This is a genomic window from Stenotrophomonas sp. 78350_Sma (assembly GCF_056482105.1).
On record NZ_CM151182.1, the window covers coordinates 4692259 to 4704959 of the forward strand.

Here is a 12701-nt window from a genome sequence, read left to right on the forward strand (position 1 = left end):
CGGGAGAACCCGCAGTGTAGGCCAGGCGTGGCCGGGGGTGCGGGCTCGTTGGGGGCAACCACCCCCACCAAGGTGGGGGCCTACGCGGTGCGGGCCACGACCGTTGGTCGTGGCCGGCTTCTTACTGGGCCGGCACGCCCATTTCCTTCAGCAGTTCGGGCGCCGGGTAGACCTTGGCCAGCAGCCAGCGCAGGTAGCGCATGTCCACGTGCACGGCACGCTTGTAGCGCGGGTCGAACCACCAGCTGGCACTGACCGACTCCCAGTTGCTGTCGAAGTTCAGGCCGATCAGTTCGCCCTTGGCGTTGAGCACCGGCGAGCCGGAGTTGCCGCCGGTGGTATCCAGGTTGGTCAGGAAATTGACCGTCTGGGTCTTCAGTGCCGGGTCGGCGGTGCTGCCGAAGTCACCCTTGGCGATCGCGGCCAGCAGCGGCTTGGGTGCATCGAACGGATAGGCGTTGGTGTTCTTCTCGACGATGCCGGCCACGGTGGTCACCGGCGAGTAGGTCACGCCATCGCGCGGGTGCAGCGCCTCGACCTTGCCGTAGCTGATGCGCAGGGTGCGGTTGGCATCCGGGTATACGGCGCGGCCCTGCTTGGCACGCCAGGCGAACAGCGCCTGCATGTAGGCCGGGCGCAGGCGCAGCTGCTCGCCTTCGCGGGTCTTGCTCTCGTTCTCGATGCGCAGCTGCGCGGCCACCAGCGGGCCGGCCACGGCGATCAGCGGATCGGCGGCCAGCGCCTTGCCTTCGCGCGCAGCAGCGAAGCGCGACAGGCGCTGCGCCTCGTCACCCAGCTGGGTGGCGGCGTACAGGGTGTCCAGCGCCTTGGCCAGCTGCTCCGGGGTACGGCCGAACGCCGCGTCGAACTCGGCCACGCGCTGCGCGTCCGGCAGCTTCTGGTAGCGGGTCAGCAAAGTCGTCAGCAGCGCCTTCTCGACCTCCGGTGCGTAACGGCGCTGGACCTGCTTGAGCACGCCTTCGATCATCGCCTGGTCGCGCTGCTGGAAACCGCTCTCGCGCTGCGCGTCCGGCTTGGCCGATTCGATGCGCAGGCGCTCCAGCAGCAGCGCAGAGCGCAGCAGCTGGCTCTGCGCGGCCATCTGGTCCAGCAGCAGGTCACGCTCGCCCACCGCCGCGCCCTGCGACAGGTTGGCCAGCAGCGCCTTGATGTCGGCCTGATATTTGCGGTCGGTCGCGGCCAGCATCGCCGTCTCGTCGGCGGCACGCTGGGCCTTGGCATCGCTGCGCAGCAGGCCTTCCAGTTCACCGGCAGCGCGCTTGCGGTTGTTCTTCAGCGACTGCAGCTGCGAGGCATAGCGGGTGCGCGCCTGCGCATCCTTGGCGCTGGCGGCCTCGATGGTGTCGATCATCTGCTGGAACACCGACACGCGGCGCGGCAGCACAGCATCGATCTGGCCGGCGAATTCGGCCGCGGTGCGGTGGCGGTAGGTGATGCCCGGGTAACCGGCCAGCATCGCGTAGTCGCCTTCCTTCGGGCCTTCCACCGACATCTGCAGGTGCGCCGGCGCCTGGTAGGGCACGTTGTCCTTGCTGTAGGCGGCCGGCTTGCCGTCCTTGCCCACGTAGGCGCGCAGCAGGGTGAAGTCGCCGGTGTGGCGCGGCCACATGAAGTTGTCGATCTCGTCGCCGTAGTTGCCGATCGCACGCGGCGGCGCGTACACCAGGCGCACGTCGCTCAGTTCCAGCTGGGCGATGCGGTAGAAGTCGGTGCCGTAGTACATGTTGGCCACCGAGCAGCGCACGCTGCCGTCCTTCTCGCACTCGGCCACGATCTGCTTGCTGGCCGCATCGACGGCATCGAAGTAGGCGCGGCCGGTCTTGCCACGCGCCTGCGCCAGCACCTGGTCGGTCACCTTGTCGAAGCCGACGGTGACCAGCACGCGGAAGTCCGGGTTGGCCGGGCGCTCGTCGGCACGGTCCTTGGCGATGAAGCCACCGTTGATCAGGTCGTGCTCGGGCGAGCTGTTGTACTGGATCACGCCCATCGCCACGTGGTGGTTGGTCAGCAGCAGGCCATCGGCGGACACGAACGAGCCGGTGCCGCCGCCGGCACGCACCACGGCGCTCAGCGGCGGCGCAGTGACATTGGCCAGGTCGGCCGGATTGCCCTTGAAACCTGCGGCCTGCAGCGGCTTGGCCAGTTCCGGCAGCTGGGTCGGCATCCACATGCCTTCATCGGCGTGGGCGCCGGCGGCGAGGGTCAGGCCCAGGGCCAGGGCGGTGGGAAGGGCTTTGCGTGGTGACATGAGGCAATCCGGTACGACAGAACAGCCCGGGACCATAGCCCGTGGGGCGCTGTCGGGCAACGCCCGATAGTCAGGCTTGCGCCGCGCTCCTAGAATTGCCGTTTTCTGCACATCGGACGTTCGCAGATGATCGTCGGCATCGATCTTGGTACCACCCATTCCCTCATCGGCATGCACACGGCAGCGGGGCCGCAGCTGTTCCCCAATGCCCATGGCGAGCTGTTGACCCCTTCGGTGGTCAGCCTCGTCGATGGTGCCGTACTGGTCGGCCAGCCGGCCCGTGACCGCCTGGTCAGCCATCCTCAGCAGACCGTGGCCCATTTCAAGCGCTGGATGGGCAGCGACCGTGAGACCCGGCTGGGTGAGCGCAGCTTCCGTCCCGAGGAGCTCTCGGCCATGGTCCTGCGCTCGCTGCTGGCCGACGCCGAAGCCGCCCTGGGCCGCAAGGTGGAGGAGGCGGTGATCAGCGTGCCGGCCTATTTCTCCGACGCCCAGCGCAAGGCCACCCGCGCCGCCGGCGAGCTTGCCGGCATCCGCGTCGAGCGCCTGATCAATGAACCCACGGCCGCCGCGCTGGCCTACGGCCTGCAGGAGCGTGACGGCGAAGGCCGCGTGCTGGTGCTGGACCTGGGCGGTGGCACCTTCGACGTCTCCATCCTGGAACTGTTCGACGGCGTGGTCGAAGTGCATGCAAGCGCTGGCGACAATTTCCTGGGCGGCGAGGACTTCCTGCAGGTGCTCGTGCAGGCCTTCCATGCCGACCAGCGCACGTCCGCCAGCGACCTGTCCGCTGCCGAGCAGGCGCAGCTGCTGCGTCGGCTGGAACTGTTCAAGCGCGAACTCAGCCAGAACAGCACTGCCAGTCTGCAGTTGCCCCTGGCCGGCAGTGAACGCCATTGGCAGCTGGATGAAGCACGCTATACCCAGCTCTGCGAGCCACTGCTGCTGCGCATGCGCACGCCCATCGAGCGCGCGATCCGCGACGCCCGGCTCAAGCCCGAGGCGCTGGACGACATCATCCTGGTCGGCGGTGCGGTACGCATGCCGATGGTCAGCAAGCTGGCGACCCGCATGTTCGGCCGGCTACCGCTGCGCCACGTCCATCCGGACCAGGCGATTGCATTGGGTGCCGCCGTTGCCGCAGGACTGAAGGCGCGCGACGAATCGCTGCGCGAGGTCGTGCTGACCGATGTCTGCCCCTACACACTGGGCACGCAGGTGTCCCGCCAGGATGTTTCCGGTGGCGAGCGCAGCGGCTATTTCCACCCGATCATCCAGCGCAACAGCGTCGTGCCGGTCAGCCGCGAGGATCGCTTCTACCCGCTGCACGAGCGGCAAAGTGCCATCCGTATCGACGTGTTCCAAGGCGAGAGCCCGACGGTGGATCGCAACATCAAGCTCGGTGAGCTGACCGTACCGCTGACCCATTCTGTCCCGATGCAGGAGCGCAGCGTCACCGCCCGCTTTACCTACGACGTGAACGGGCTGCTGCAGGTCGAAGTCACCGAGGACACCACCGGCAAGCGCCACGAGCTCATCCTGGAACAGAATCCCGGGTTGCTGTCACCCGAAGAGATCCAGCAGCGCCTGCGCGCACTGGAAGCGCTGAAGATTCACCCGCGTGACGCCCAGCCCAACCTCGCGGTGATCGCCCGCACCGAGCGCCTGTACGAGGAACGCATCCATCACCGCGAACTGTTGCAGTCGTGGCTGAGCAGCTTCCGCCATGTGCTGGAAAGCCAGGATGCCGTTGCCGTCGAGCGCCATCGCCATCAGCTGGACGAGGCACTCGACACTCTCGAGCGCGATGCATGAGCTGGGCCTTTCACGTCCTGGAGCTGGACGAAACCGCTGACGAGCGCGCGATCAAGCGCGCCTACGCAAAGTGCCTGCGGGTGACGCGTCCCGACGAGGATCCCGTCGCCTTCCAGCACCTGCATGAGGCCTATCAGGCGGCATTGGACTGGGTCCGCCAGGAACCGCTGGCCGATACCGCGGACGAGGCCGAACCGGCGGAGCATGCAGCCGATATCGTCCCCTGGCCGTACGACGTCGACGTGGCATGGGCGCCGCCGGAAACGCGTTCGTACTCACCTCCGTTGCCACCCCGCGGCACGCCTGTGCTGCTGCGCACGGCACCGGTGGTGGAGCTGGAGGGGGTGGTCGATGTACCAGGCCACGCGCAGTTGATCCTGCGCCAGGCCTATCTGTTGCCGGTCGACGACTTCGGCCCCTGGCTGGAGGCCACGCCGGTGCTGTGGTCGCTGCGCTACAAGCCATTGGTGGGTGATGCGCTACTGGATGAACTGGCACGAAGTCACAACGGCATCAGCGCAGCCAACATGGGTCTGCTCGCACGCTGCTTTGGCTGGGATGATGTACACGATGGCGTGGATCCGGACAGGCTGGCATCGATCCAGTCGCGCGGTCATCGACGCTGGGCCGCCGAGACCGGGAATGCGGCGGAGCTGTCGGCACTGCTTGAACGAGAGGGCAGCCTGCGGCTGGGAAAGATCACGGTCAGCCGTTGCCTGAGCTACCTGTCGCAGCCATGGAACCTGCGACGATCCCTCTGGCAGGCGCAGCTGCCCGAGCACATCAATGAAGTCAACGCACTGCTGGATGCCATCGAGTCGGGGGGAAGGGAACAGGTACCCGAGGCATGGCATCCGCAGCAGATCCTGTTCTGGCGAAGTCTTGCCGACGTCTCCCGGCCCAACCGGTGGCGCTGGCAGGTGAACGCGCTGCGTGGCGTGCTGCTGGGCGTCTGCAGCCTGTTGTTCTTTGGTGGAATCGCAGGTGTCTCGTTGGTCCAGGGAAAGGCGGGCGAAGCCGCGATGTTCGTCCAGCTGGGGGCGCTCTTGGGCCTGCTGCTGGCGGTGATGGGAGTACTGTGGGTGCCTGTTCGCTGGGCGCTGCGCCAACTTACGCTTGACCTCACTCATCAGCGTGCAGGGCTGCTGCTGGCCCTACCGGCGCCGTTGATGGCGATCGGCAGCCTGGTTCTTGTCCATGGCCTGGGCCACCGCATGGAAGGTACGCTGCTGATCTTCATGGCACTGCCCTTGGCGACTGCGCGCCTGTGGCGACGCGTCGGGGCCCGGATGCGGTTCGGAATCCGCCACGCCGTGTTCATGGTGCTTGCCATGCTGATCGCCGAAGCAGGCATCGTTCTCACCCTGCTGCAGTGGGGCGCCGAGTTCCTGCAGCGCGCGCGTCGTCACGTGCCGATTGACCGGCTCCCGCCGGCCTCTGGAAACACTGCGTGAAACAGGCGCTGGACGCTCTCGGGCTCGACGCCAGCGCCGACGAACGGGCGATCAAGCGCGTCTACGCGCAGAGACTGCGTGCGGCACGCCCGGACGAAGACCCGGTGGCATTCCAGGCGCTGCACGAGGCTTACCAGGAAGCGCTGCGGTGGGTACGCAACCGCGCGCAATGGCAGGAGGAAAGCAGTGCAGAAGCGCTGACGACCACGCCTGCAGACAACAGCCCACCCGAGCCACCGGCGCCGTACGACAGCCATTCGCCGATGGACCACATGCCGGTGCTGCATCATCCATGCACGCTCGACACCGACATGCCGGACGATGTGGTGGAGCAGTCATTGAACCTGCCCCGGTTTGCGCGCCTGCTGATCAATACCGCGGCCGACGCCGACCCGGCCAGCTTCGAGCGCTGGCTGGCCCATCGTCCGGAGCTGTGGTCATTGGCTGACAGGCCACGCATCGGCGACGTGGTACTGCAGCAGCTGCTGCACCAGGGCGGGCCCCTGTGCGAGTCCAACTTCGATCTGCTCAGCCGGTATTTCTGCTGGGATGAGATCCGGGGTGATATCGATCCCTACCGGGTGCGTGCACGACGCAGCCAGCTGCATCGCCACTGGCTGCTGCAGCCGCGCAACCACGCGGCCCTCACCGAAGCACTGGATCGACCGCAGGACCGCGTGTCCGCACAGGAAGCCCATGCCCGCATGGAACGCTTGACCCGACCGTGGCACTGGCTGGAATCGACGCTGTCGGCCTGCGTGCCCGGGCGCGCAGGCACCATGCGGCGCACGATGCAGCATCTGGGGGTGCACACCGTCCGCGACACGCTGGCGCCACTGGACGCAGATCAGATCGCCTTCTGGATGGCGATATCGCAGCCCAGGCACTTCAGTCTCCTGAAGATGCAGGTGGCGATTGTTCGCTGCCTGCTGGGTGCAATGATCGTGCTGGCGGTTCTGGCAGTTCTGGCACTGCTGGGTGATGCCGCGCGACCGCTTGCGCTCAGCACGTCCGGCATGAAACGCGTGGCGATCCATGCCTCGGTGGTCATCGTGGCCGGCGTCGTCATGCTGGCGACCTTCGTGGGATGGACTCCATCGCGAACGGCGTCCGCGCCAGCCCCCGTCGAACCATCGTCGCCGTCCGATGCACTCGGCATGCTCACGCACGGGCCTCGTCCGCGCAGGCCAGCCCCCTCCTTCGCCGTCGTCAGCCAGATGGACCCCGGCACAGAGGGCGGTTGAGTGGCGGCGGGTTACTTCTCCCGCCGCCAGTTGATCGACCCACGGTTTTCCACCGTGCTCGACTCCACTTCCACGTCGAAGCCACGACGCAGCAGGTACTTCAGCGTGATCACCGAACCGGCACCGACCAGCGACACGCCGTAGCCGACGTACAGCTTCGGCGAGATGTACTTGCCGACGCCGATCACCGAACCACCCAGCGCGCGCGACTGGCTCACGCCGGCGTCGTCCAGGCCCAGCTTGGCACCCAGCTGCGAGGCCAGCAGGCCGCTGCCGGCCGACAGTGCCGCCGAGGCCGCGTTGACCTGCTGGGTCTGGTCGCTGCTGGCCCCGGTCAGGCTGCGGCCCAGCACCAGGTAGGCCAGTGCTTCGGACTGCGACATCGCCGGATCGGACCACACGTCCGCACGCGGCTGCTGCGCACGCCCGGTCACGTCGATGCCGGCGGTGACATCACCGATCCGGCGCTCGGCACGGATGTTGATGCGCGGGTCGGACACCGCGTTGTAGTTCCAGGTGAGGTTGCCGCGGGTGATGGTCAGGTCCTGCCCATACGCCTTGTAGCGGCCACTCACTTCCAGGCCGCCATTGGCGGTCATCTCGCGGCCGGGCTTGGCCCAGACCTGCATCTTGCCGGTCAGCGCGCCCTTCAGGCCGAAGCCGGTCATCTTCACCTTGTCACCAAGGCTGACAACCAGCTCCATGTCCAACGGCGAGGTACGCGACTCTTCCGGATCAGCCGGGTCCAGCACCACCACGTCTTCGGACACCGAGGTGCCACGGTCCAGGCGCTCCAGATCGATGTCGGCCTCGGGCACGTGCACGGTACCGCGCAGTTCCATCGCCGCCTTGGCCAGGGTGAAGTCGAGGTTGGGGTTGGCGACGATGCGCAGCTCGCTGGTGTTGGACAGCAGCACGTTGTCGCCGTGGATCTTCAACTGCAGCGGCTGTGCATCACCGAACCAGGACAGGCCACCATCGACATACAGCGTGCCCTGGCCCGAGTTGGCCTGCGCGGTGATCTTGGCCGAACCGTCGGGCTGGGCCACGAAGCTGCCCTTGCCCTGGTCGAAGGTCAGGCCCAGCGCGGGGAATTCGCCCTTGAAGTTGCTCAACTGCGCGTCGCCGCCCAGCGACGGCTGGCCGCGCGTGCCGCGCAGGCTGACGTGGCCTTCGATCAGGCCGGTCGGGCGCACGATGTCCGGCGAGAACAGCTCCAGCCAGTACAGCCGCGACATGTTGAGATAGAGCTCGCCGTTCAATGGCGCGCTGGCTTCCCAGCCGGTCTGCATCCTGGCATCGACGAAGCCGTTGCCCTGGAAGCCCATGCCCAGATAGCCCTTGATGCTGGCCGGGGTCATGTCGAGCTTGAGCGAGAACTGGTCATAGCGCACCAGCTCGCCGCGGGTGGTGTCCCCCACGGTGTTGCGGTTCTCACCCAGGCGTACGCCGCCTTCCTTCGAGCGTACTTCCACATGGCCTTCCCAGGCATTGCCGCGCGGGCGGATCTGCGCGTCCAGGCTGACATCACCACGCAGGTAGATGCGGCGGCCGGACTGCGGCGGCAACCACGGCTGCACCAGCGCAAGCGGCAGTGCATCACTGCGCACCACCAGGCCCTCGCGCGGCCAGTTGGCCTGTGCGCACAGTGTGCCGCTGCTGGCGGCAGCCAGGCAGGCTTCGCCCAGCGTGTAGTTGCTGCCGTTGATCGCGAACGCCGCCGGTGCACGCAACGACCAGGCATCGCCCTTCACAGGTGCGATGCGCAGCGCGGCCAGCTCGCCGCGCCACTGCGCGCCCTGCTGGCGGACGCTGCCCTGCAGCTCGATCGCGCCCATCTCGTTGCGGGTCTGCGCGGCCAGGCGCAGGTTGGAGACACTGCCCTGCGCATCCACGTTCAAGCGTTCCAGCAGCATGCCGGCATTGACCTGCTGGCCCTGGATCGCCAGCGTGCCGCTGTCGCCGCGCCACGGCAGGTGGCCCTTGATGCTCACGCTCTCGGCGCCGTAGCCGTCCCAGTTGAGGTTGTTGCCGACCAGGTCGGCGGTGATGTCCGGCGCATCGCGCGGGCCCTTCACCTGTACCTGCCCACGCAGGCCGCCATCGGCGCCCGGCAGCAGATCGCTCAGCTGCAGTGGCTCGAAGCGCGCATCGATGTCGAGGCGATCACCGACCTTGCCCGAAGCGGTCACCCGGCTGCTGCCCAGCGACAGCTTCAGGTCACCCTGGCCCTGCGCGCCCTGCAGCGCGAACTTGCCCTGCGCATCGAGATTGCGCTGGCGCAGCACGCCCTTCAGCGACGGCAGATCGACGGTGGCTTCCAGCGTGCCGGCGGTGCCCGGCGGCGCGTTTGCCGGCGGCGGCAGCTGGCGGCCCTTGGAGGCCAGGTTGCCGGACAGGCGGCCATTCCAGCCCGGCACGAAATAGCCGGGGTCGAAGTCCTTCAGCGTGGCCTTGGCATCCCAGTCCAGCTGCGGTGCCCACGCCACCTGGCCTTCCACCTGCAGCTGGCCACCCGGCGTCTGCGCCTGCAGCTGGTGGATCGACGCGGCCTGATCGTTGCCGCGCACGTCGAAGTGCAGCTGCGCCTTCTGCGCATCGCGCTCGACCTCGGCACGGCCGATCGCGGCCCAGGCCTTCAGGGTACCGGCCAGGCCGAAGCGCGCTTCCTTCACGGTGACCGGCACCGGTGCACTGCCGGCGGTGTTCGGGTCCGCCGCTGGCACGTAGGTCAGATCATGTGCGACCACCGAGAAGTTGAGCTTCTGCTGGTCTTCCTGGCTGAAATCGGCGGTACCTTCCAGTCGCGCCTCACCGCCAAGGCCCTTCACCAGCAGCGGTGAGACGTTCAGCACCTGGTCCTTCAGCGACACCACCGACGGTGCCAGTTCCAGTTCCTGATCGCCCTGCTTCACCTTGCCACGCAGGTTGGCGTTGCCGCCCTTGCCGGCGGCGGTGAAGTCCAGTGCCAGCGGCGCGATCGCCGAGCTGGCCAGTGCCGGCGACAGCAGCGCCAGATCCAGCTCTTCACTGCGGATGCTGGCGCTCCAGCTCGGATCGGTGCGGCCATCGAACACCAGCATCGCGTGCAGTGGCTTCGGCGCGCGCCCGGCTACGGCCACTTCCATGTGCGACAGGTCACCACGGGCGACCAGACCGACGGTGGCGGCCGTGCGGCCACGCGGCGCCGGCAGCACGGCAGTGACGGTCACGTCGGTGTCGTAGTCCTTGGCCGGGATGTAGCGGCCCTGGGCGGTGAAATTGCCCATGTCGCTGTCCACCACCAGTTTGTGCGCCTGGAACTCGCCGTTGGCGATCTCGATGCCACCGCGCACACGGCTGATGTCGATCACTGGCTCGTTGGCCTGGCTGATGCGGAAGCCATCGATGGCGATGGCATCGGCCTGGATCGCCAACGGCATTTCGATCTGCGGCAGCGAATCCGGCCACGACGGCAGCTTGAACGGCTCGTCACTCTTGGCCAGGTTCAGCGTCGCGTTGGTCAGCTCCAGCTTGTCCAGCAGCAGCTTGCGGCCCAGCAGCGGACGCAGGTCCGGCTCCAAGTGCGCGCGTTCTGCATGGAAATGGATGTCGTCGTAGCGGAAGTCGACGTTGTACAGGGTCAGCGGGCCGGCCACCGGGCCTTCCACCTTGTCCCAGGTGAAGCTGGCGCCCACCGGCAGCCGTGCCACCACCTGTGCCAGCAGCACGTCACGGCCGGCCACGGTCTGCAGCAGCCAATACACCGCCAGCAGGGCCAGCAGCACCAGGCCCAGCACGCCCACACCGGACCAGGCCCAGAAGCGGCGGCGGCGGTAGAAGCGCACGCGCGGCGGCGTGGTCGGGTTCGGAGCGGGTGCGGGCGTACTCACAGGTCCGCTCCGATGTTGAGGTACAGCTGGAACTGCGAATCCGGGTTGTTCAGGCCATGCGCGATATCCACGCGCACCGGGCCCACCGGCGATTTCCAACGCACGCCGAAGCCGACGCCGGTGTGCAGATCAATGGTGTTGTCGAAGGCGCTGCCGGTATCGACGAACACCGCCGCACCCCAGGGGCCGCCATTGAAGTAGTGCTCGTACTCGGCCGAGCCGATCACCAGGTTCTTGGCGCCCAGCGCGTACTTGTCCGGTGCCGGGGTCCGCGGGCCCACCTCGCGATAGGCATAGCCGCGGATGCTGCGGTCACCACCGGCGAAGTAGCGCAGGCTCGGTGGCATCGCCACCAGGTCGCTGGTCCAGGTGGTGCCGCCCTCACCACGCAGGATCAGGCGGTTGCTTTCACCCACCGGGATGTACCAGCGCAGCACGGCATTGGCCTGCACGAAGCTGGTGTCCGAACCGGCGCCTTCGACACCGGCGCGCATCGTCGCGGTACCGCTGATGCCCTTGCGCGGGAACAGTTCGTCATCGACGTTGACGTAGTCGGCGACCAGCTGCGGGTAGACCAGTGTCGAGGTGTTGTAGACCGCGTCGGTGAATTCGGTGCCGGAGGCATAGCGCCAGCGCTCGCGCAGCGCGTTGATGGAGGCGATCGCGGTCCAGTGTTCGTTGATCTCGCCGCTGCGGCTGGCGATCAGCTTGAAGTTCCGCAGGTCGATGTAGTCGGTCTGCTCGTCGTAGGCGCTGGCAGCGAAGGTGTACCAGCCATCAAGCCAGTTGAAGGCCGGAATGCGGTAGCTGGTGACCAGGCTCTTGCGCTTCTGCGCATAGTCCAGCTGCGTGTTCATCTTGTGGCCGCGGTTGTTCAGCCACCGCCGTTCGATGCCACCGCGCACACCCGGGCCACTCTCGCTGCCGTAGCTCAGACCCGCGGTATAGATGGTGCGCTTGGCACGGGTCAGCTTCACATCCACCGGCACTTCGCCGTTCGCATCGGCCTGGTCGGGCCGTGGCTGGATGTCGATCACGCTGAAGTAGTCCAGCTTGGTCAGCGACTCGCGCAGCCGGTCCAGCTTGCCCTCGTGGAAGTAGCTGCCCTGTTCCCAGTACACCAGCGGGTCGAACAGCTTGTCGACGAAGTAATCCTGCTCGAAACGCACCGGCCCCATGTTGTAGCGGCGGCCGCTGTCCCAGGTCAGGTCGATGTCGGCCGCGTTGTCGGCACGGGTGATCTGCACCTGGCGCTGGGTGTAGTCGGCATCGAAATAGCCACGTTCGGCCAGGCGACGGGTGACGGTGATCTTGCTGGCTTCGTACTGCGTGTGCTCGAAACGCTGGCCCTTGCGCGGCTTGAACGCGGCCAGGTCGTCCTGCAGGTACTGGTCGTACATCGCCGGCCCGGTGATGTCGATGTGCTCGCGGCGGACGGTGACCGGGGTGCCCTTGTCGACATGGATCAGCACGCGCACGTGCTCGTCCTCGCGCGGCGCCTCGACCTTGATCACCGGGTTGTAGTACCCGAACGGTTCCAGTGCCTGGCGGGTCTGCCGCTCGGCCTGTGACAGCAGGTACTCCAGGCGCGATTCGCCCTGTTCCTTGCCGATCGTGTCGTACAACGACAGCGATTCCTGGATGTTCTCGATGATTGCGGCGTCGTCGCCCTTGTCCAATCCCTTGATGTCCACCTTGTCGATGGTGCCGCGCGCGTGGGCCACGGAGGTGGCGGCCAGCGACAGGACCATCAGCGGCAGGGCGTATTTCTTTGGCTGCATGCGGCACAGCATACCGACCGGAGGTGACGATGCGAAATGCATCACGTCATTGGGGATCGGTTGTTAAGTGGCGGTCAAAATACGCGCCTTTGTGGCGATCGTCGTGATCGCAGCCGAGGATGCCGGCATCGTCCGCGATGCCGGCAATGACCCCGATGGACATCCGCCGACGGTGATCCGGTAGTGCCGGCCGCTGGCCGGCAATCCACAGGTCGATACGCGGTGGCAATGCCAGTAGATCCACGCCATGCGTGGATGGGCCACCA

Annotated in this window: 7 protein-coding genes; 3 read left to right on the forward strand and 4 right to left on the reverse strand. The window is 67.0% G+C overall.

Features of this window, described 5'->3' with window-relative positions; genetic code table 11:
• Positions 1 to 121: 121 nt before the first annotated feature.
• On the reverse strand, positions 122 to 2269 hold the full coding sequence (locus ACZK4H_RS21570; RefSeq protein ID WP_099554350.1) for a S46 family peptidase: 2148 nt from the start codon (positions 2267 to 2269) through the stop codon (positions 122 to 124).
• Positions 2270 to 2395: 126 nt separating this feature from the next.
• Here ACZK4H_RS21570 and ACZK4H_RS21575 point away from each other — a divergent pair, with 126 nt between their 5' ends.
• The 3 genes from ACZK4H_RS21575 to ACZK4H_RS21585 are packed head-to-tail and all read left to right on the forward strand — an operon-like array spanning position 2396 to position 6782.
• Complete coding sequence (locus tag ACZK4H_RS21575) at positions 2396 to 4084, forward strand: molecular chaperone HscC (protein ID WP_099554348.1); 1689 nt, start codon at positions 2396 to 2398, stop codon at positions 4082 to 4084.
• Positions 4081 to 5538 (forward strand): J domain-containing protein, encoded by a 1458-nt coding sequence (locus ACZK4H_RS21580; protein ID WP_099554346.1) that lies wholly within the window; start codon positions 4081 to 4083, stop codon positions 5536 to 5538. The genes ACZK4H_RS21575 and ACZK4H_RS21580 overlap by 4 nt, the downstream gene beginning before the upstream one ends.
• On the forward strand, positions 5535 to 6782 hold the full coding sequence (locus ACZK4H_RS21585; protein ID WP_099554344.1) for a J domain-containing protein: 1248 nt from the start codon (positions 5535 to 5537) through the stop codon (positions 6780 to 6782). The genes ACZK4H_RS21580 and ACZK4H_RS21585 overlap by 4 nt, the downstream gene beginning before the upstream one ends.
• Before the next feature lie 11 nt (positions 6783 to 6793).
• Here the strand turns inward: ACZK4H_RS21585 and ACZK4H_RS21590 are convergent, their stop codons facing one another.
• Genes ACZK4H_RS21590 through ACZK4H_RS21600 form a run of 3 tightly spaced genes read right to left on the reverse strand, consistent with a single transcriptional unit; the run spans position 6794 to position 12679 of the window.
• Complete coding sequence (locus ACZK4H_RS21590) at positions 6794 to 10654, reverse strand: translocation/assembly module TamB domain-containing protein (protein ID WP_099554342.1); 3861 nt, start codon at positions 10652 to 10654, stop codon at positions 6794 to 6796.
• Complete coding sequence (locus ACZK4H_RS21595) at positions 10651 to 12447, reverse strand: autotransporter assembly complex protein TamA (RefSeq protein ID WP_099554341.1); 1797 nt, start codon at positions 12445 to 12447, stop codon at positions 10651 to 10653. Before ACZK4H_RS21595 ends, ACZK4H_RS21590 begins: the two co-directional genes overlap by 4 nt.
• A 34-nt stretch (positions 12448 to 12481) precedes the next feature.
• The gene (locus tag ACZK4H_RS21600) at positions 12482 to 12679 is read right to left on the reverse strand and encodes a hypothetical protein (RefSeq protein ID WP_143567690.1); all 198 of its coding nucleotides are present in this window, start codon (positions 12677 to 12679) and stop codon (positions 12482 to 12484) included.
• Between the last annotated feature and the right edge of the window lie 22 nt (positions 12680 to 12701).

Excerpts from the sequence above, each read along its gene's own strand:
- ACZK4H_RS21570 (WP_099554350.1), bottom strand. The coding sequence starts at position 2,269 with ATGTCACCACGCAAAGCCCTTCCCACCGCCCTGGCCCTGGGCCTGACC.
- ACZK4H_RS21575 (WP_099554348.1), top strand. The coding sequence starts at position 2,396 with ATGATCGTCGGCATCGATCTTGGTACCACCCATTCCCTCATCGGCATG.
- ACZK4H_RS21580 (WP_099554346.1), top strand. The coding sequence starts at position 4,081 with ATGAGCTGGGCCTTTCACGTCCTGGAGCTGGACGAAACCGCTGACGAG.
- ACZK4H_RS21595 (WP_099554341.1), bottom strand. The coding sequence starts at position 12,447 with ATGCTGTGCCGCATGCAGCCAAAGAAATACGCCCTGCCGCTGATGGTC.